This is a genomic window from Oceanobacillus sp. FSL K6-2867 (assembly GCF_037963145.1).
Taxonomy (GTDB): Bacteria; Bacillota; Bacilli; order Bacillales; family Amphibacillaceae; genus Oceanobacillus.
In genome coordinates, this window is record NZ_CP150144.1 from 3,383,525 (window position 1) to 3,405,407 (window position 21,883).

Consider the following 21,883-nt stretch of genomic DNA (forward strand, 5'->3'; position numbering starts at 1 on the left):
CGACTTGTAACGGGGGGAGTTAGAAATGAGAAATTATCAAAAAGGATTTTTACTTTTCATCTTGCTTTACATGGTAAGCGTGCTAGCTGCGTGTGCGGACGAACCAGGTGAAGCAGATGGGACAACAGGAGATGAGCAAGCAGATACTGGGGGGAATCTTGTAATTGCCACTGTATCTGATGCAGTGACACTGGATCCAGCAGGTTCAAATGATGTTCCATCTCGTGATATACAATTTAATATTTTTGAGCGGCTGATTAACCAGAATGAACAAATGGAATTGGAGCCAGGTCTAGCAGTAAGCTGGGAAGCGATTGATGAGACAACATGGGAGTTTCAATTACGGGAAGATGTCACATTCCATGATGGTTCCCCATTTAATGCAGAAGTGGTAAAAGCAAATATTGATCGTTTACTCGATCCGGAAGTTGGCTCATCTTCTTACAGTAGATTTGAAATGATATCCGAGGTCAAGGTAGTCGATGATTACACCGTTCGAATTATAACGGAATATCCGTTTTCGCCATTGCCATCGAATTTAGCACATGGTAGTGCAGGTCTTGTATCGTTAGAACAAATTAAAGAAGACTATGAAGCAATGGAAGCAGGAGAAGAGCCTGGAAGTGTTGTGAATCAGCATCCAATAGGAACGGGATATTTTAAATTTGATGAATGGGCACCAGGTCAGCATGTTGTACTTGTTAATAATGAAGATTATTGGGGAGAGGAAGCGGCTAAGCTTGATTCCGTCACATTTAAAGTGGTACCAGAGGATTTAACGAGACTTGCAGAGTTAGAGACAGGGGATTCACATGTCACAAATCCGCTTAGTCCTTCTGATATTGCCCAAGTAGAGGGGAATGATGAATTAGCTGTCGTTCGGCAAAATAGCTTAGGAATTGAGTTTTTAGGATTCAATGTTGAGCAGGCACCGTTCGATGATGAACGTGTTCGGCATGCGATTGCAATGGGGATTGATAAGAAACAAATCTTAGAAGGAATCTATGATAATATTGGGACGCCCGCAATTAGTCCATTATCACCAAATGTATTTGGCTATAATGAATCCATATCAACTATTGATTATGATCCTGAAGGTGCAAAAGAATTGTTGGCAGATGCCGGATTTAAAGACGGATTATCGGCAACTGTATGGACAAATGATAGCCGCGAACGGATCGATATTGTGACGAATATTCAATCGCAGCTCGCTGAAATTGGCATTGATTTAGAAATAGAGATATTTGAATGGGGTGCATTTTTAGCTGAAACGAGCGATGGTGGACATGAAATGTATGTCATGTCATGGAATAATGGAACAGCAGACGCGGACAACGGCCTATTCCCATTATTCCATTCCAGTAATGCGGGAACAGGTGGAAACAAGATGTTTACTCGATATGATGAATTGGATGAACTCTTAGAAAAAGCAAGACAAACGGTAGTTGATGATGAACGCCTTTCCCTTTATAAAGAAGCACAGGAATTCTTAGCTGAAAAGGCACCAATGGTTTACTTAGTGCACCCAGAATATTTATTGGGTGTACGTGAAGAGGTTAAAGGTTTATCGATGACACCAGGTAAAACCTTGCTGCTTAAAGATGTTTATATTGAAGAATAAGTTAGGAGGGAGCATTCAGCATGGAAACATATGAAGCATTGTCATCATTTGAGAATTTAAAAACATCTCATTCAGATTTATACAACCAGATTAAATCTATTTTTAATGAAGTTGTTGCATTAAGAAGAGATTTTCGAAAGCATCCGGAGCTTGCCTTCGAAGAAACCCGTACAGCACAGATTGTGGCAGCAAAACTGCGTGACTGGGGTTATCAGGTAACGGAAGGTGTTGGAAAGACAGGTGTGGTTGGTATCCTGAAAGGAGAAAACGAAGGTCCTGTTGTAGGGCTCCGTGCTGATATGGATGCACTTCCAATGATGGATGAAATTACAGCTGATTATCGAAGTATAACAGATCATGTTGCACATACATGTGGGCATGATGCTCATACGTCGATTCTATTAGGAGCTGCAAAGATTTTTGCGAAACGAGGCTTGAAAAAAGGGACGTTAAAATTAGTTTTTCAACCAGCTGAAGAAATCGGTGAAGGTGCAGCTGCAATGATTGCAGATGGTGTACTGGAAAATCCAAAAGTGGATATGATGGCTGGTCTGCATGTACATCCAACCGTAGAAACAGGACAATTTGGAATCACAGAAACGGAATTCAGCTGTGCAGCAATGGATCTATTTGAATTGGAAATAAAGGGTAAGGGCGGTCATGCAGCACATCCGCATCGCACAATCGATCCTGTTGCAATTGCGGCCCAAGTTATTACAGCACTTCAGCAAATTGTTAGCCGATATACGGATCCACTTGATTCAGTGGTTGTTAGTATTGGTCAAATCCATGGTGGGACGAAATCAACCATCATACCAGATTCAGTTAGCCTTAGTGGAACTGTTCGGACATTGAATCCTGCAACAAGAGAAGCGGTTGCGAAGCAAGTCCGTTCCATTGCAACGGGTATTGCGGAGGGGCTTGGCGGAGAATGTGATGTGAATTACCGTTTTGTAACACCATCGATTAAAATAGATAAGTCTTTACGTGGATTATTTGAAGAAACGATTACGGAGCTATTTACAAGCGATGCTATTGTATACAAAAATCCGTCTATGGGTGGAGAAGATTTCGCTTATTATTCACATGAGGTTCCAGCTGTTTTCTTTAACTTAGGAACAAATGGCGGTAATCCTGAAACAGCATATTCCAATCATAATACCCGCTTCGATGTGGATGAACAGGCATTTGTTTATGGAATTGCAGCACTATTTCAATTGGCTAGTAGTTATTTCGAGCGAACCGACGAATGATTAGAAAGATTATAAAAAGAAAAATCCGAACGAATTCAAAGTCTAATAGAAGAATTTTTGAATTATGTTCGGATTTTTCTTAGACACTTTTATCCCTGCCACATCTTCATTTTATTGAAAAATACACATCAGATTAACTGGATAATCGATCCATGGATTGCGATTGCCCTGAATTTCATAGATAGCAAGGTTGCGATGCCTTTCATAAATGTCGGGTGGAAAATCTTCATGCCATTTTAGGAGCAGTGATACATCTAATTCCTTTTTATGCGAAGCTTCAATTTCATCAGGATATCTTAGTAAAAAATAGAGCATGGCTCGGGCAACTGCACCTTTTCCGTATTCCGGCTCAAACCGTTCATCCAATGACATTCCACAGGATTCCTTTACACCCTGGGCGGAAATCAGTTCTGGATTGTAGTCGCTGAAATCATGGTATGGAAAGTTGCTCCGCATCGAGTTGCAGGCTGGATCACATGTGAATAAATGGTGAATATCCCCGCGCATTGGCTCCCTCTCATTGAACCAGGACTGAGGTACCACATGCTCACAATTATATTTAAAGTTCGATTCAATTTGTGCGAGACGTTGTTCATCGGTTTGCCCGAAAGTATGGAATTCTTCTGCTGCTTTCCTTCGTTTCTTTGTAGTATCCGCATCTTCATTAATGACATTTTCGGGTTGTCTAATCTTTCCAGAGTAAATGCTTTTTAAGCTGCCATCTGGCTGGAGGTCGACCCAAGGATACACATACTCAGATGGATCGTAGCGGACAGGATTGGTATGGCTTGCTTCCAGCAGCTGACGAATAGAGTCCAGGATGTCTGACTGCTCAAAATTAATGTTATGGTAGTACTTAGAGATAATCTGTGCGTCCTTTTCTTCATCATAATATGCTTTTTGATCCTGCTGGATAAGGGCTTTTGCATTCGCTGTTTCTGTAAGGATTTGTTGAATGCGCTCAGGTTCCATTGATACGGGAAACAGCTTCTCTGTTTGTTCGGCTGATAAAATCATATCATCTGTCACCTCCTTAGATAATGTGTTACACAAGGTTATTTCAAGGTTGAGAGGCAGAATTCCTTCTTAATTTAAAAAGATGGGAGGATAGTCTTGAATTGGGAGTATTGTGAACGAAAGGTCCTGACAATGATCTTCTCTTGATTCAGTAATCCGCAAATCGATTAAAAACCGAATTTCTAGTAGAAGCAAGTGGAACAAATCAACAAGAATTTTATCCGTTTAGTTTCCTTCAAAAGCGTTATCATCGAACAGGCAATCAGATCAATATCGGGGTTAATTAATTTGGGATTAGTTTAAGTTAAACGGCTTTTGGAAGGCGAGATTCGTGTGAGAAGTCATAATAAGTATTTTTGAAAATCAAGTATAAATTGGAAAAAACAAAAGGAAAAAATGGCTGAACCCTTTAGAAAGTTTCAGCCATTGCTTATTCCTCTTCTATTTTATATCTTAAATAATTGTAAATATCTGTTGGTACTTTTTTTACAATATTCCCTTCGTCATCTTCAGTAATATTATATTGACGGTATGACTCGACTCTATACCCATCTGCAATTTTAGTTCCCTCTTTTTCATATTCTATGGATGAATAGCTTTCAAATTGATCGACTTCTTCCACTTCAGCACTTACTTCCTCTGACTCTTCATTCGTTTCATTGGTAAAGCTTGATCTAAATCCAAGATAGCTGTCTTCAGGAAATTCTAAATATGCCGTAAATCCCAATACGGCAATAATTCCAATGAAACAAAGTATCTTCTTCATCGTCATCCCTTCCTTCTTACCGCAAAGTAGTAGCTTTTGTATGTGCAGATCGCGGTAGCCGTAATTTCATATAGCCGATAAATGACAAAACCAGCATACCTATTAAAAAGGCAATAAAATATGGAGAAATCACCTCACGAATAAGCCCGGTTACAAATGAACTGAATATCATTCCCAATGAATAGACCGCCGACATCACTCCAAATGCACGGCCATGTCCTTCCCTTGTGACAGCATCTGTTACTGCTGTGGCCATTGCCGGCATTATCACTCCAAAAAAGAACCCCATTAAAAATAACAAAAGCGATAATGCTGCAGTCCACTCATTTATAAGTACAAACAGAGTCATACACATCCCAAATAAACCAAAAATCAGCCTTTTCACTGGAGCAAAGTGATTAATAAAAAACAGGGATAAGGAAAAGAATGTTCCAATAGCCATAAAACTGAACATTTTTCCTGTTGTGACTGTAGATAGTCCCTTTTCCACTGATAAATATGGAATTTCATAGATGATCACACCATGAATGTACATTACGGCAAAGGCTGTCAGAAAAACAATATGCAAACCCGGATTTGCAAAAACCTGAATAAGTCCCAATGACTGATTTCTTCTAGTTATTGTGACTGCTTGTCTATCTTTTAGAAAAGCCATCGTATAAATAGACGTTATAATCAGTGCTGCCCCAATAACAAAATAAGAATTGGCGTATCCGACCATATCTCCAAGATTTCCACCAATCAGTGGGGCAATAATACTTGCGACTGTACCGAGAATCCCATTCACAGCCATGTTTTTCCCCTGCTGCCGGCTATTTTCTGCATAACCTGAAAGCAGCGCCATTGCTGCTGGAATCAAAAAGGCTAATGAAAATCCATTTAATGCCCGCAGCAGTAATAATTCTGCAGTGTTAGCCACTAAACCATGAAAAATAAACAAACTACCCGATACAAGCAGTGGAAGCGTAATAAATAATCGCTTCCCAAACCTGTCAACAAGTGGACCTGCAATTAGATTTCCAATTAAATTGGCGAGCTGAGCAGCACTAAGCATAATTCCAATCAATATACTCGATGCTCCAATCATTGCAGCATAAGGAGTGAAAATCGGTGCTTGAATACTCATGATCAGGCTGATTAAAAACATGATAACAAAAATGTGTAATTTGTCTGCGGTTGCTTCTCTCAATTTTTCCACCTCGAAAACATTGTATGCTCCAAATGAAAAAATAGACGGAAAAAAACGTCAGCCCCGCACTACGCTAAAGTACTAACGTAATGGGGGACAGAAGCCTAGTTTAACCCTTTAACTCTATATAATATTTAAATTTTTGTCTCACCAAATGTAATCATGCTATTCTATAATCAGATTTTTCAGCTTAAAAATAACATCTCAAAACTCCTAGAACGTGATAACATGGCAACCATGCCGCTACTATTTAAAGAAGATTCCTCAAAATCTATCTACACTGGACATAGCCAGTTAAACAAAGACTCATTAATACATTCTTCAAAGAGCATTTTTGAAATAAGGTACCAGTCCCCCTGTATAGTAAAACACACCATTAGAGTGTATATTTGATAAGTTTATAAACTTGGCAAATGGTTATCAAAGTACTGCTGAGTCATATTCTTAATCTACATCTTTTCGATTAATCTAATCTCTGCTATGATTTATATAAAAACGAAAAGGAGCCTTTAACATGCTTGATTATAATAATTCGATAGCATTGCATATTCAATTGAAAAATATTATAGAAAAGAAAATTGAGGAAGGAATATTTACTGAACAAATACCAAGCGAAAGGCAGTTTATGGAGGATTATCATGTTAGTCGCAGTACGGTTAGAGAAGCTATTAATCTTTTAGTTCGTGAAGGGGTATTAGAGAAAAGGCATGGAAAAGGTACATTCGTTTCCTTAAAGCCAATTCAAGATTGGCTCGGTAATCTAAGCAGTACAACAGATACGATTTTGCAAATGGGGAAGAAGCCAGGAGCACAATTAGTTACACATTATTTAACAGAAACAACACCATATATTCAAGAAAAAATTGGTCTTAAAGATGCTTATTTTATAAAACGGGTTCGTTTTGCAGACGACATGCCAATTGGTGTCGAACGACATTATTATCCGATTGAAATAGGGGTAAAATTAATCAAATACGATCTCAATGATGCTACATTATATGATTTGCTGGAAAACAATTTAGGAATTAGACTAGCGGAAGCTGAGCAGACAATTAGCAGTGGTATTTTTTTAGAAGAAGATAGGGAATTTATGAAAATGCCGGATGGAACAAATGCGTTAATTGCTGAACGTATTATTAGAGATCACAATGGTGAAATTATTGAATTCGAAAAGGCCTTTTATCGGAATGATCTATATACAATTAAAATAAATTTGTCACGTAAGTTTGGCTAAAAGTGTACATTTACAGCTGAATTACGTATTAGAAATAAAATTATTACCGGATATAATAAGACCTATTGTCATTTCAAATAACTGAATTTGCGAAATATATTGAAATTGGGTTAGAACTGTTTTATACTGTTAACAGATTATTACATCATAACTGGTTCGGACGTCAGTATCATCAAGGCAGGTCCATTTCTATTTGCAAATTCATAGCAGGAAGGAATGAAAGTCGATTGTTGAAATTTCAAAAGAGCTAAAACAAATGGGCTTTGTGTAACAATATATACTCGTCCAAGGAAGGAATCAGTTTTGAAAGAATACTTCTGGATAAATGTAAGCGTTTTCCGATATGGGAATTAGTAAGCATTTGAAACGAAATAATTAGAATACCACTTAATGTACATCAATTACCATCCAGATCCATTTTTCAAAATCAAATTTCGAATTGATTATTGTTTTGCTTCATAGATAATCTGACTAAATGAATGGAGGTAGGTTGAATGAAGACGGAAAGTGAAATGAATCATGTGGCTGAGAAAGAAGCATCGTTATTATGGAATGCCATGCATCGTTACAATCCAGAAGCGGAACAAGTTGTAGCTGTTAAAGGGGAGGGAGCCTGGTTTACGGATGAATCTGGCAAACGTTATTTAGATGGGGTTTCTGGGTTATGGTGCTTAAATCTAGGCCATGGCCGTGAAGAAATAGTCGAAGCCGCTGCTGAGCAAATGAAAAACCTTTCCTATTTTCCATTAACAATGAACCATCAGCCTGCAATTAAACTTGCAGCAAAGATTAGTGATTTGCTCGGTGGGAAATACCAGACATTTTTTTCTAATAGTGGTTCTGAAGCAAATGAAACAGCATTTAAAATTGCGAGACAATACCATAATCAAACTGGGAATCCGCAGAAATACAAGGTTATTTCCCGTTATCGTGGTTACCATGGTTCAACATTAGGTGCATTAAGTGCAACAGCACAAGCTAATAGACGATTTAAATATGACCCAGGGGTGCCAGGCTTTCTACATGTTTACCCGCCATACAGCTACCGTTCCATTTTTGATGGAAGTCCAGAAGAGTCTGACCTGAAGGCAGCACAGCTGTTGGAAGAAATGATTAACTGGGAAGGGGAAGAAACCGTTGCAGCATTTATCATGGAGCCATTTATTTCTGGCGGCGGTGTTATTGTTCCATCGATGAAATATATTCAGCGAGTAGCGGAAATTTGTAAGAAATACAATGTGCTTTTTATTATGGATGAAGTAGTATCTGGTTATGGACGTACCGGAAAAATGTTTGGATTTAAGCATGCAGCGGGGGTACAGCCTGATATTGTGACAATGGCTAAAGGGCTGACAAGCGGGTACTTACCACTAGGTGCTACTGCTGTTAAATCTGAAATATATGATGTGTTTCGAGAAGCAGGAAAGGATTCGCATTTCCGTCATGTATCCACTTATGGAGGACATCCGGCAGCATGTGCAGTTGCACTGAAAAATATTGAAATTATTGAGCGTGAAAATATTGTTGGGCGTGTACGTAAACTTGCAGAGTCTACATTATCGGAATTGCATCATTTAATAGATCATAAAAACGTAGGAGAGGTTAGGCAAATTGGTTTTCTGCTAGGTATTGAGATGGTAGAAAATAAACAGTCAAAGCTCCCGCTAGCCGATGAAAAAATGGCAAAGATAATAGGGTTGTGTAAAGAAAAAGGATTAATCATTGGAAAAAATGGAGATACCGTTCCAGGACAAAACAATGTTATTATTGTCGCGCCTCCATTAACAAGTACTGCAGAAGATTTAGAGTTTTTAATTGATACATTAACGTCAGCCATTCGCAGTCTTTAACATGTCTATTCATATAAGGAAGACAGGGAATCTGAGGGGATGGAAATTACGTGAATTATGAAAGATTGAAAACATTTGTAGCTGTTGCCGAAAAGAAGAGCTTTTCCGAGGCAGCTAAAGTATTATTTGTTTCCCAGCCAACCATTACCTCGCAGATTAAAGCGCTGGAAGAGGAGCTTCATACCAAACTATTTGAACGAACAACAAAAAGAGTTGAGATGACAGAAGCTGCGTTGATTTTAATAAAATATGCTAGGGAGATTATCCGACTGAGTGATGCTGCGCAGGAGAAAATACAGGAGATTGGCAGCAACATCCATGGAGATTTAGAAATAGGATGCAGTTTTACCATTGGAGAATACATTTTGCCTACATTTTTAAAGCGATTCAAAGACAATTTTCCAATGGTGCAGATTCGAGCTGATATTTCTAATTCCGATACAATTATTTCCTGTATAAAGAATCATTCCGTGGATGTTGGATTAATTGAAACTCCAATTGATGACCCACAAATTACTTTGGAACCGTTTTTAACAGATGAACTATTATTAATAGCAGCTCCTGATTTTTTAAAAGAAAATGATGGTAAGGTTTCCGCAGAGCACTTGAAAAAGATCCCGCTTATTATGAGAGAGAAGGGATCTGGTACAAGGGCAGTAGTTAATCACTATTTGCAGATGGCGGGCATACTCGAAAGCGAACTTAACATCGTAATGGAACTAGGAAGTACAGAATCTGTAAAAGCTGCAGTTGAAGCTGGGTTAGGTGTGTCTATTATATCAAAAGCAACGATTTTAAAAGAAAAAAAGCTAAGTCTTTTAACAACATATCCAATTAAAAATATAGCATTCTATCGTTACTTTTATATTGTAATGCGTAAAGATCAGGTTTTGAAGTCAACTGCAGATTTATTTTTGAATGAATTGAAAAAAAGCGCAAATGACAATCCATACAAGTCATTTAATCCACTTGCTCAATAAAAGGGAGGAATTGCTAATGGTAAAGCAGCAGGCAGAAATGGAAAAAGGTGTCCTTGAAAAGGTAAAAATGACGCCAAGTGAAGCAATTGTTGAAACACTTGTAGCTGAAGGGATAAAAGAAGTATACGGAATCGTGGGTTCAGCTTTTATGGATATGCTGGATTTATTTCCAACTGCTGGGATCCGGTTTTTGCCGGTAAGACATGAACAAAGCGCAGCACATATGGCTGACGCGTATACACGAGTGTCGGGAGTTGCAGGGGTAGTTATTGGTCAAAACGGTCCTGGTATTACAAATATGGTTACATCGGTAGCAGCTGCAAACCAAGCACATACGCCAATGGTAGTCATATCACCTTCAGCAGGAACTCCGACCATCGGATGGGATGGTTTCCAGGAAGCGGATCAGGTTTCCATTTTTAGTGCAATTACAAAAGAAACGGTACGTGTCACGCATAAAAGTCGTGTAGCCGATTGTTTAAGAACGGCTTTCCGGATCGCTTATGCAGAGCGTGGTCCAGTCCTTTACGATATCCCGAGAGACTTATTTTATGGGGAGCTCGAGGATCAAATCCTTCAGCCACATCAATATCGTGCAGATTCTAGAGGAAGTGGAGATCCTGCCTTAACAAAACAAGCAGTAGAGCTTTTAAAGCACGCAAAAAATCCAGTAATTATTTCAGGACGCGGTGCAGTTGATGCTGATGGGGTGGACACCGTTGTTAAAATTGCAGAACACCTGACAATTCCAGCAGCAGTGTCTTATATGCATAATGACGCATTTCCAGCTGATCACCCACTAGCAGTCGGCCCGATTGGTTATATGGGAGCTAAATCTGCAATGAATACGTTAAAGAATGCTGACGTAGTACTAGCGATTGGAACGAGGCTATCCGTCTTTGGCACATTGCCTTGTTACGATATCGATTATTTCCCGAAAGCTGCAAAAATCATTCAAGTGGATATTAATCCAAGAAATATCGCTCGAACACACCCAGTTGAAGTAGGAATTATTGGGGATGCCAAAGCAACAAGTGACGAAATTTATAGATTACTGAAAGAGGCAGTTCCTAGTCCAGACAAAAAACAATATCGATTAGAGGAAGTAAGCAAAGAAAAAACAGCATGGGAAAAAGAGTTGGTAGACCTCGCTATGGAAGATGGTTCACCAATTAATCCAAGACGTGCGCTCTTAGAGCTGACAAAAGTGTTACCAGATAATACGATTATTTCTACCGATATTGGAAACGTCTCATCGACTGCAAATGCTTATTTAAGATTTAATCAAACGAGACGTCATATAGCTGCATTAACTTTTGGAAATACTGGTTTTGCATATCCAGCAGCACTCGGAGCTCAGCTTGCAGAGCCAGATTCACCAGTCGTTGCAATTATTGGGGATGGGGCTTGGGGAATGAGCTTACACGAGGTAAGTACTGCTGTTGAGCAAAATATCCCAGTTATTGCCTGTGTGTTCAATAACAAATCATGGGCTGCTGAAAAGAAAAATCAAGTAGATTATTATAATAATCGCTTTATCGGGTCAAACATCCAAGCACCAGAGTTTGCCGAGGTAGCTAAATCAATGGGTGCCTTAGGTTATACGATTGAAAAGCCAGAAGATATTGGACCTGTTGTGAAAGAAGTATTAGAGAAGCGTAAGCCAGCAGTTTTAAACATTTATGTTGACGGGACACAACTTGCGCCACCATTTAGAAGAGATGCATTGCAGTTACCGACAAGATTGCTAGATAAATATAAGCATTTGGATTATGAGACATGGGGTGCTGATAAAAACTAGATTTATTATTGGGAAACCTCTATACTGCGCGATATGTCGTATAGAGGTTTTTATTTATATACTTGCATGCCCTGCTATTTAGTTAAAAGCTCCCAAATCTTCGGATTGATTAAGGTAGGTGGTTTTTCCCCATTAAGACCAGCTTCAAGGTTTTTAGCTGCTAACTCCGACATTTTTAATTCGGTTTCATATGTGGAAGATCCAACATGTGGCAGCGTAACAACATTTTTCATCCCTAATAATGGATTGTTAGGTTCAACAGGTTCTTGTTCAAATACATCTAGACCTGCAGCAGCAATTTCCCCAGTTTGCAATGCTTCGATTAAATCCTTTTCTACGACTGTTTTTCCACGTGAAGCATTAATAAAAATTGCTGAATTCTTCATAAGCTGAAATTCTCTTTTACTAATAAGCCCTTTTGTTTCCGGGGTAAGCGGGGTAATTAAAACAGGAAAATCAGATTTGGACAACAATTCATCTAAACTGCAATATGTCGCATCAAATTTTTCTTCGATATCCTGCTTTCTTGTACGGCTATGATACAAAACGTTCATATCAAATCCAAACTTAGCGCGTTGTGCAATTGCCTGTCCAATTCTCCCCATTCCAATAACACCTATTGTTTTGTGATGTACATCGACACCATAATAGTCTGCACCTAATGCTTCTACCCATTGTTTAGATTTAACCAAATTGTCTAGTTCTGGAATGCGTCTTGCAGCTGCAAGTAAAATACCAAACACGGTATCAGCAACAGTATCTGTTAATACATCCGGTGTATTTGTCGCCATAATATTTCGCTTTGATATTTCATCGATATCCAAATTATTATAACCAACAGAAACATTACTCACGATTTTTAATTCAGGGGCATTGTCTAACAATCCTTTATTCACCTCTAAGGCTAATCCAATAATACCTTCTGCCTCTTTCAGATGCTCCAGGAATTCTTCGTTAGTTCTCGTATCAATATTTTTAAAAAATTTCACATCGTACTTTTTTTGCAGACTTTCAAGTACTGGTTTTTCAAGCCGCTCATAAACAATTATTTTTTTCTTCATCTTCATAAGCTCCTTCAAGTAATCTCTCGGTTTGTTGATGGTTGTTTTTCTGGCAATTTAAACGTAACTTTGATTGTTGAGATTGTCAATGTTCGAATTTAATTAAAATTATAAAGTTTATCTTCTAATCAATCAGTGATTCTGATAATTTACCCTCTTTCGAATACATTGACTCCGTTTATACCTAATGATAAAGTATAAATAATCTATTTTTATAGTAACGTACTACCGAATTGTATAGTATTTGCATGAATGATTAGATTCATTTTACATATTGAAAAAACAGCAACCAAGTGAATGACAAAGGGGAGATTGGATGAATTGGTGGTTAATTTGGATTGTAGTATTTTTAATTGTAATTTTTGGTATAAGCATTATATCCTCTCGAAAAATTGAAACCTCAGATGACTTTTTAATGGCAAACTTCAGCCTTGGATTCTTTCCTATCACAGGAACAGTTATAGCTACCGTTACTGGTTCCGCTGCACTTATCGGTGGAGCTGGAAAAGGCTTTGAAATCGGCATCTCTTATTTTATTACTTCTATTAGTTTCGTTTCTTTTACTATTCTATTTGTTGCTATTCTAACTCCAACCATACGTAAACTGAAATTATATACAATACCAGATCTATTTATAAAACGGTTTGGAAAGGCATCTGCCTTGCTTCCGGCTTTAATCATTGGATTGCTTTATATGACACCTACATTTGCGATGCAACTAGTAGGGATGGGCTCTATTCTGGCATCTATCACCATTATTTCTGTAACATGGGGAATTGTTATCGGTTTTATAATCAGTCTCATATTTACACTTATGGGAGGGATGTTTAGTGTTGCTTGGACAGATACGGTACAAACCATTGTAATTCTGGCAGGGGTTATTTTATTGTTTTTCCTCGGGCTTAACCATATTGGGGGAGCAGCGGTGCTGGTAAATGAAACTCCAAAGCATCTGTTTAATTTTTTCAGTATTGGTAGTAAGGAATTATTAAACTGGTTCCTTGTATTCGGACCATTCTATATGGTATGGCAAACAACATGGCAGCGCCTATCAGCAGCAAAGTCTACTAAAATTGCAAAATGGTCAGTTACTACCGGCTTTATTATTTCCGGTTTAATTGGTTTACTAGCAATATTAATTGGAATTATGGCTGTCCAAACATTAAATACAAGTACACTTCCTGATCAGGTTTACACTCAATTTCTTGTAGACATATTTCCAGCTCCATTAGGTGGATTATTCATGGTGTCACTATTAGCGGCACTGTTAACCGGGGCAACGTCATTCTTGCTTAGTGGGGCAATTAATATTGCAAAAGATATTTACCAGGAATGGATTGCACCTGATGCAGAAGATGCCCAGTTGTTAAAAACATCCCGCATTTCCGTATTGGGCATGGCTATCCTCGGATTAGGGATTGCACTATATATTACAGATATTATAGCTATCTATCAATTTGCTCTTTCCTATACAGCTGTAACACTCGTTGCTCCTGTAATGGCTGCGCTGTTCTGGAAGCGTGCTACAAAAACAGGAGTAATTGTAAGTATGGTTGGTAGTATTATTGTTTGTTCTTTATGGAAGCTTGCTGGAACACCTTATGGAGTCCATGAAATTTTACCAGGATTAATCATATCTTTTCTATTATTAATTATTGTTAGTCTTAATACAAAACATTCAGCTGACGAAGAGGTCACAGCTTACTTCTTCTCATTGAGAGCAGTGGGAGATCCTGCAGAGCAAGATTCAGTTGAAAAAATAACAGGTTCATAAATTTTAGCTACCCTGACAAAAAGGAGATAAACAATGGATAAAATAAATGTTTTAATCACAAATGCCAATATATTAACACTTGATGAGCAAAATACAATTGCTCGTTCTTTAGCTATTTCAAATGGTCGAATTAATAAAATATGGGTAGAACCAGAACCACCAAGCACCTTTTCTGTAGAACCGGATACAGAGGTTATTGATTTAAAAGGAAAAACATTAATTCCCGGTTTTATCGACACACATAATCACATTTTAATGTACTCCCTGAATAAAAATAAGGTTAATTGCAGTACACCACCGAATGAAAGTATTGATGACATATTACAACGAATTAAAGGGAAAGCAAATTCAACTCCAAAAGGACAATGGGTGGAGGGATACGGTTATGACGATACACTTTTAAAAGAACAGAGACATCCAACAAGGGAAGAGCTGGACAAGATTGCACCTGAGCACCCTGTATGTATTACGCATATTTCCAGTCATTTTGCTGCTGTCAATTCAAAGGCATTGGAACTGGCTGGAGTTGACGAACAAATAAAGAACTCCAAGGGAGGTTTTTTTGGACGTGATAAGAATGGACGTTTAGATGGTGTGCTTCATGAAATACCTGCAATGGAATTTGTGCAAAAAGTAATTCCCGTACCGACAGTAGATGAAATGGTAACAGCACTGGGAGAGGGGTCAAAGGATTATTTAGCCCAAGGGATTACAACAAATGCGGATGCAGGAGTAGGTTTGTTTTTGGGGGAATCAGAATTAGAAGCGCATCTGACAGCAGCACAACAAGGTATTAATCCAATGTATTCGCAATTAATGATTATACATACACTTCTGCGAGAGGGAGAGAAGTTTGGTAATTACACAGCGGAACAACTAAATGAAGAAATAATGAATGAATCTAATGGTAAAGCTTGCCTGGACAGTGCAAAAATGTTTCAGGATGGATCCATCCAAGGCCTGACTGGTGCACTAAGGGAACCTTATTATATTAATTCAGATGTTGTTGGAGAATTATTTCATTTTCAAGATGATTTTAACGAGGAAATTCTAAACTTACACAAGCGAGGATTTCGAGTGACCATTCATGGCAATGGCGATCGGGCAATAGGCTCCATCCTGGAAGGGTATGCCTATGCTCAAGAAAAGTATCCAAGAGATGACCATCGTCACCGGATAGAGCATGTACAAACGGCAACAACTAACGATCTTGATAAAATGCAGCAGCTTAACGTAGCTGGCTCGGTCTTTATTAATCATGTTTATTTTTGGGGTGACCGCCATAAGCGAATTTTCCTTGGTCCGGAGCGTTCCAGAAGAATAAGTCCGTTAGGGGATATTGTAAAACGGGATATTCTATTTGCATTACATTCCGATTGTCCAGTCACTCCGATTTCACCACTATTTTCTGTTTGGGCAGCTGTTAATCGCCTGACGAATGAAGGGGAAATACTGGGACCAGAACAAAGAATCGATGTTATAACTGCACTAAAATCGATGACCATCTATGGAGCAAAAATGAATTTTAGTGAAGATACTGTGGGAAGTATTGAAATAGGAAAACGGGCAGACTTTGCTGTTTTAGATAAAGACCCAACGAAAGTGAACCCATATGAAATCAAAGACATCACAGTGGAAGCAACACTGATTAATGGAAAAATAGTATACGAAAAACAAGGCGCACTTTTAGGTTAAAATGTATTAGCGAACTTAATATCTTAGAATTGTAAAACCACCGTACTAGATTTCCTTGATACGGTGGTTATTATATGTGGTGATAATCAAATTCTAAGTGTTGAAACTATTGGACCTGAAAGAAGATGAAATCGTAAACCTACGATGATACATTCTCCAAATCATCCTCAAACTCGGATTCTTCTTTATCCTTAAAGTCACCTAAAATTAAATGATCCAGCTCTGCTTTTGGAAGTGCGCGAATATGTTTAAATTTAATGAGGAAGAAGAGAGCTCCCAGTCCTAACCAAACGAGTAAAGCTATCCATGAAGGGGTGCTTAAAAATCCTGGTGACCCTGGTACGATTAATAATAGAAGGAAGCCGGCACTGCTTAGGATGCCTAATAGACATAGAAACTTTCTTCCAGGGGAGACTGTAGCACGTTTATTGTCCCTTTTATTATTGCTGTCTGACCACTTAAATAATCGGTATGCTATAAAGCAAGTATAGAAGTATGCAATGGTGACTCCAAGTGCGGACATATCAACAACCCATAATAATGCTTCTCGCCCAAAAAAAGGTGCAAAAAGTGTAAATGCTAACGTGAATAAAATACCAGCATAAGGCGTTTTATGGGATCGGTGTAATTTTCCAAAAACCGCTGGAATAACTTTTGCTCTTCCCATGGCAAACAATAAACGACTGGCAGACATGTAGAATCCATTCAATCCTGTCAGAATACCCATAATCAAGGCAAACGATAATAAAATAACACCAATTGTTCCATAGGCGTTTTCAACAAGCATAGCTGTTCCCCAAACTGAACCGGCTTGAACAGCTTCCATCCATGGCTGACCAATTCCAGTTGCAATAACAGTCATTGAGTAAGTAAGAGCTGCAAAAACTAAGGCAATAACGATAATACGAAAAGCTTTTTTGGGTGAAAAGTTAAATTCCTCAGCAGCCTGAGGGATATTATCAAAACCAATATAAGCCCATGGCGCAATTGCAATTATTGCTGCTATCGATGCAATAGATCCGACTCCAGGCTGAAAGAGAGGTTGTAAATTGGAAAAGGAACTTGTGGGGTGAATAATCATAGCAATGGTTAATAATAGAACCCCACCAAATAAGCAGACGCAAAACACAAATTGACTAAATGCTGAAGAACTTGCACCACGGATATTGACAAGGGAGAAAATAGTTAATGCAGCACAGGCTACAATAACTTCTCCAGTGTAAACCTCCCAGCCTGCAATTGTATACATGTAACCTTGTTCTACAACCCTTGGAAAGACGAATTTTCCGAGAAGTGCTAGAGCAGAAGCATTAAGCGCAACAATTGCAACATATCCTAATGTCAAGAACCACCCACAAATAAAAGCATGATATCTGCCTAAACCATAATAAGCGTATGCGAACCCTCCTCCAGTTACTGGCAGTTTTTCGATAAGAGAGCTGAAGCTAACTCCAATGATAATCATAAGAACTGCACCAATTGAAAATCCGATAATTACCCCAAGTGGCCCAGCCATAGACAGCCAGTCTACTGGAAGCACGAAAGCTCCCCAGCCAATGGCAGATCCAAATGCAATTGCCCAAACCCAATGTGGCTTCAATGTCTTGTTTAATTGCTGACGTTCTTCCATATTTTATTCTCCCTTCAAAATGTAAGCGTTGTCAATTAAGTTATATAAATTAAAGCATGTAGCGTTTTATTAATCAATAATTTTCGGAAATTTTAATTATTTGAATGTGTAATAGAAGTTATTCGGTAATTCTATCGCGTATTTACCTGCGAAAATGGTGAAGCGGGAGAGAAGAAAATTCATATGCAAAAATACATACTTTAATATGGCTTTACTTGTAATATGAAGTTCGTAACGGGATAATTGTAAAGCTAAATGAATAAACACACTTTTATTCATTGAAAGATGATAAACTATACAGTGTAAACGCTATTAGTGATGAAGAGCATGATTTTGAATTGTAAAACAAAGGGTGGTTACAGATGAGAGAAGTATACAGTGATATTATTCAATTCCGTGGAAACCATTACGATTATGGCTATATGCAAGGTAAGAATCTAAAGGATTCTTTAATTATTAAAAATAGACATCGCGATTGGAAATTGAGAAGACCGCGATTTACAATTGATGAGGCTGAGACAAAACAAGCATTTATGCGGTTTGCGCCGGGTATATGGGAAGAACTGCTTGGACTAAGAGATGCACTTCAACAGCCAATGTCGATGATTCTTCGCGATTTCGGCAATTATCGTGTGCAACCGGTTTATAGTGGCTGTTCGATTTTGACAGGGAAGGACTATATGATTCGAAACTATGATTATCATCCGAAAACCTATGAAGGGCGCTACAACCTATTCCAGCCGACCGATGGCGGATATGCGGTTATTGGGCCTTCTCAACGTGTGACTGGGCGAATGGATGGCATGAATGAAAAAGGACTTGTAATGGGATATAACTTTATGCACCGCAAAAATCCAGGTGACGGATTTATTTGTCATATGATTGGACGAATTGTTTTGGAAATGTGTGCTACTGTCGAAGAGGCAATTGAACTTGTGAAGGAGATTCCACATCGGACCTCGTTTAGTTACATAGTGTTAGATGAAAAAGAAGAAACCTATATAATTGAAGCCACACCAAGGTCTGTTCAAGTACATCAATCGAATGTCTGTACGAATCATTTTGAGGTGCTCCAGCATGAAAATCGCCGTTTTATTGCAGAGTCCCAAGAACGATTGCATGCCATCAACAACCAGAAAGCACAAGCAACAGATGCATATAAAGCATTTCGACTGCTGAATGATACGGATAAAGGGGTATTTGTAAACAACTATAAAAGCTGGTCAGGAACGTTACATACGTCGGCATATTTTCCAAAAGAAAAACAGGCATGGATTGCACTTGGAGGAGATCGGGAGCCGGTAAAAATTGATTTTGAATCTTGGTTGAGTGGCAAAGATTTAGAACGGAGTAAAATCTTTGGGAAGATAGATACTAGCTCTGGATTTGCTCATATGGATGAAAATCCACGTTAATAGAATAAATAAATCTCTTCATTTAATCGCAAATATTACGGATAGTTGGGATAGTTTGAAGCTTATCTACTATGTTTAATTGGATAGTATAAAGAGATTTTCCACGAGGTATTTTTAGTGGAAAATCCCTTTATACTTAACCTTCCGGATTAACAACAATCTCAACGCGGCGATTTTTGCTTCTGCCATCTTCATCTTCATTTGATTCAATTGGAGCAGTTTCGCCATATCCTTCTGTTTGAATTGTTAAATGGCTAATATCCCCATGCTCCTCTAAATAATGAAAGACGGATTCAGCTCGTTCTATAGATAAATTCAAGTTATACGATGCATCACCTTGATTATCTGTATGGCCATTGATATGAATTGTTGTGTCAGGCTCTAATTCTTCTAATTCAGCAAGAATCCCATCTAATGTCTCTTGAGAATTATCTTTTAATGTACTTTCATCAAAATCAAACAACAGATCATCAGGAACTTGCATTTTTACCTCTTCATCTGCTATTGTCAGATCCACTTTTTCCGGCGGTTCCATGTCTGGAATATCTAACTCGACAACCTTTTCAAGATAAATGCTTCCATCATCAGAAGTCTGTAAAAGATCTCCTTCCAGTTTTTCAAAGTCTTTTCCATAAGCTTCTTGAACATCTTCCCAAGTATTCTGATTTGCATGAGCTTGAATTGGAATATACATGCCTGGTCGCAAAGACAAATACGGTATCTTCAGTTCAAAAGAACCATCTGGATTTACATTCGTATAATCATAAGAAAATGGAACAATAACATCCGTAGCGTTCATTAAATCGCCACCTAACCATGTTCCCTCAATCAGATTACTTTTTCCATGTATATAGATGAATTTATGATCCGTTGTTACTTCGACATCCATCCAAGCATTCGTTTCTCCATAATCATCAGGCAGTTCATCCCATTCTGGCGTTTCGATTTTCAGAGTGTAAGATGATTCTTTATTTACATCTAATAAAGCGCTGGCTCTGACCTCATATTGATCGCTTTGTGAGGTCTTGTATCGTTGAGGACCTGTAACTTGATTGAAGTATACACCATAATGTTTTGTAGTATCTTCACCTAAAGAAGATAACCGGAAATCGATTAACGCATTTCCCTCGTATCCAGGATATTCAAATCGGAATGAACCATCCTCTTGTACCTCAGCATTCTTCATAAAAGCTGCGATTGGTAATGTGCTATTTCCAGAAGAGCTAATAATCGAGCCTGGCAATAGGTTACTTTGGCCTTCTACAATGATTTGATCGTCTTTAACAATCATTTCGCCTCCAATCCAAACCTTCAGGTTGCCAATATCTTCTTTATAATCTACTGGACTTTCTGCAGGTGTTTCCTGCTCTTCAGTTTCTTTGGATTTGCTTTGTTCTTCACCTGAACGATTTTCTTTCGCATTGGATGCATTTGCTTCCTCATTTGTAGTATCTTTGCAGCCTGCAAGAAAGATCAATAATACGAAAAACGTTATGTAAATGAAAGACCTTTTCAAATTCAGCTCACCTTCTCCATATTCATTTAGCATATTGTAGGAAAATTTTGAACCTCTCATGACTGAAGTCACGAGATTCTTGGGAAGAGAGCATACTTGATTCATAGTGGCATACACCATCATCAGCGGTTTCTCTTATTTACCAAGCTAACCCCGGAGTACCTACGGTTTTTTTGTAGCTATAACGATGTTAAATCATGTAATCTTAAACCTTCAGCGAGGAGGTTTTTGACAATCACTGTACTCAACTTATTCAGGAAATCATTACGTTGGTTCACCACTTTTTCGTGTAATCGAGCAACTTTCCGTATTTGTTTTTGATAGTTTTTCGCTCCAGACAGGTGGATTCCACTCTTTTTAGCAACTAACGCACGCTTGGACAATTTGCGTTGTTCACGTTTAAGCTTCTTGTCCATTTTAGAAGTAAATCGATTATTATCGATTTTGTGTCCATCTGAAAGAATGGCAAAATCCGTAATACCTAAATCAATACCAATCGCTTCATCTGTTTTATCAAGCTTGCCAATTTCTTCTTCACAAAGAATCGATACGAAAAATTTACCACTCGGACTTTTGCGAATCATAGCGCTAAGGATACGTCCTTTCGGTTCTTTGATTTTAGCAAACTTAACGAGACCTAATTTGGGTAATTTTAAGTAGTTGTCTTTTATTTCAATGTTGTTGTTTGTTTCTTTGGTGGTGTAACTTTGAACAGGGTGCGTTTTACTTTTGAACTGAGGCCTTTTGTTTTGCTTTTTTAAAAAATCGTGAAAAAGAATCCGTAAGATTTTCCAATGAGGATTGAAGGGCAATACTATCGACTTCTTTCAACCTGAGAACACTTCTCCGCTATCTTAACACACATGACTGGCAAAAATACAAAAAGAAAAGGAATTAACCATTATTTAATTTTAATAGGCTTGGGTTAATTAACATAGATAAAGCCATGGGTCAACCGAAATCGAATCATCTACACGATTGAAGTCGTGAGTATTTTCGACTAAATTATAGAATTGCCTCATTATAGATTACCATATTCAGATATGGAATAAAAGAGGCATTTGTAGTAAGGGGAGGGGGT

At 38.2% G+C, this 21,883-nt stretch carries 16 protein-coding genes; 9 read left to right on the top strand and 7 right to left on the bottom strand.

Annotated features, from left to right (window positions below; genetic code table 11):
• Positions 1-25: 25 nt before the first annotated feature.
• Together NSQ77_RS16370 and NSQ77_RS16375 are read left to right on the top strand one after the other, a co-directional pair.
• Complete coding sequence (locus NSQ77_RS16370) at positions 26-1,621, top strand: glutathione ABC transporter substrate-binding protein (protein WP_339227109.1); 1,596 nt, start codon at positions 26-28, stop codon at positions 1,619-1,621.
• 20 nt (positions 1,622-1,641) lie between these two features.
• Positions 1,642-2,874: a M20 family metallopeptidase gene (locus NSQ77_RS16375; RefSeq protein WP_339227110.1), complete on the top strand. Its 1,233-nt coding sequence runs from the start codon at positions 1,642-1,644 to the stop codon at positions 2,872-2,874.
• Positions 2,875-2,985: 111 nt separating this feature from the next.
• On the opposite strand, the gene NSQ77_RS16380 is transcribed toward NSQ77_RS16375, so the two are convergent.
• The 3 genes from NSQ77_RS16380 to NSQ77_RS16390 all read right to left on the bottom strand — a co-directional run bounded on the left by NSQ77_RS16380 (position 2,986) and on the right by NSQ77_RS16390 (position 5,846).
• Positions 2,986-3,891 (bottom strand): endonuclease, encoded by a 906-nt coding sequence (locus NSQ77_RS16380; RefSeq protein WP_339227111.1) that lies wholly within the window; start codon positions 3,889-3,891, stop codon positions 2,986-2,988.
• A 430-nt stretch (positions 3,892-4,321) separates the two neighbouring features.
• On the bottom strand, positions 4,322-4,657 hold the full coding sequence (locus NSQ77_RS16385) for a hypothetical protein (protein WP_339227112.1): 336 nt from the start codon (positions 4,655-4,657) through the stop codon (positions 4,322-4,324).
• Positions 4,658-4,673: 16 nt separating this feature from the next.
• A complete protein-coding gene (locus NSQ77_RS16390; RefSeq protein WP_339227113.1) occupies positions 4,674-5,846 on the bottom strand; it encodes an MFS transporter in 1,173 nt (390 codons plus the stop codon).
• A 514-nt stretch (positions 5,847-6,360) separates the two neighbouring features.
• On the opposite strand from NSQ77_RS16390, the gene NSQ77_RS16395 reads away from it, so the two are divergent.
• From NSQ77_RS16395 to xsc, 4 genes are all read left to right on the top strand, one after another.
• Complete coding sequence (locus tag NSQ77_RS16395) at positions 6,361-7,080, top strand: GntR family transcriptional regulator (protein WP_339227114.1); 720 nt, start codon at positions 6,361-6,363, stop codon at positions 7,078-7,080.
• Positions 7,081-7,574: 494 nt separating this feature from the next.
• The gene (locus NSQ77_RS16400) at positions 7,575-8,930 is read left to right on the top strand and encodes an aminotransferase (protein WP_339227115.1); all 1,356 of its coding nucleotides are present in this window, start codon (positions 7,575-7,577) and stop codon (positions 8,928-8,930) included.
• 50 nt (positions 8,931-8,980) lie between these two features.
• On the top strand, positions 8,981-9,910 hold the full coding sequence (locus tag NSQ77_RS16405) for a selenium metabolism-associated LysR family transcriptional regulator (protein WP_339227116.1): 930 nt from the start codon (positions 8,981-8,983) through the stop codon (positions 9,908-9,910).
• A gap of 16 nt (positions 9,911-9,926) precedes the next feature.
• Positions 9,927-11,711: a sulfoacetaldehyde acetyltransferase gene (gene xsc / locus NSQ77_RS16410; RefSeq protein ID WP_339227117.1), complete on the top strand. Its 1,785-nt coding sequence runs from the start codon at positions 9,927-9,929 to the stop codon at positions 11,709-11,711.
• 74 nt (positions 11,712-11,785) lie between these two features.
• Here xsc and NSQ77_RS16415 read toward each other — a convergent pair whose 3' ends face one another.
• Positions 11,786-12,772, bottom strand: coding sequence for a D-glycerate dehydrogenase (locus tag NSQ77_RS16415; protein ID WP_339227118.1), 987 nt, complete (start codon positions 12,770-12,772; stop codon positions 11,786-11,788).
• A gap of 316 nt (positions 12,773-13,088) precedes the next feature.
• Between NSQ77_RS16415 and NSQ77_RS16420 the strand changes: the two genes are divergently transcribed.
• Both NSQ77_RS16420 and NSQ77_RS16425 read left to right on the top strand, forming a co-directional pair.
• Positions 13,089-14,546 carry a sodium:solute symporter family protein gene (locus tag NSQ77_RS16420; protein WP_339227119.1) on the top strand — a complete coding sequence of 486 codons (1,458 nt, stop codon included), beginning with the start codon at positions 13,089-13,091 and terminating at the stop codon, positions 14,544-14,546.
• A 33-nt stretch (positions 14,547-14,579) separates the two neighbouring features.
• The gene (locus NSQ77_RS16425; protein ID WP_339227120.1) at positions 14,580-16,241 is read left to right on the top strand and encodes an amidohydrolase; all 1,662 of its coding nucleotides are present in this window, start codon (positions 14,580-14,582) and stop codon (positions 16,239-16,241) included.
• A gap of 139 nt (positions 16,242-16,380) precedes the next feature.
• Here the strand turns inward: NSQ77_RS16425 and NSQ77_RS16430 are convergent, their stop codons facing one another.
• On the bottom strand, positions 16,381-17,871 hold the full coding sequence (locus NSQ77_RS16430) for an APC family permease (protein WP_339227121.1): 1,491 nt from the start codon (positions 17,869-17,871) through the stop codon (positions 16,381-16,383).
• Positions 17,872-18,233: 362 nt separating this feature from the next.
• Between NSQ77_RS16430 and NSQ77_RS16435 the strand changes: the two genes are divergently transcribed.
• Positions 18,234-19,286, top strand: a complete 1,053-nt coding sequence (locus NSQ77_RS16435; protein WP_339227122.1) for a C45 family autoproteolytic acyltransferase/hydolase — start codon at positions 18,234-18,236, stop codon at positions 19,284-19,286.
• A gap of 136 nt (positions 19,287-19,422) precedes the next feature.
• Here NSQ77_RS16435 and NSQ77_RS16440 read toward each other — a convergent pair whose 3' ends face one another.
• A complete protein-coding gene (locus NSQ77_RS16440) occupies positions 19,423-20,802 on the bottom strand; it encodes an OmpA family protein (RefSeq protein WP_339227123.1) in 1,380 nt (459 codons plus the stop codon).
• 179 nt (positions 20,803-20,981) lie between these two features.
• Positions 20,982-21,614: a transposase gene (locus NSQ77_RS16445; protein WP_339227125.1), complete on the bottom strand. Its 633-nt coding sequence runs from the start codon at positions 21,612-21,614 to the stop codon at positions 20,982-20,984.
• Positions 21,615-21,883: the final 269 nt, after the last annotated feature.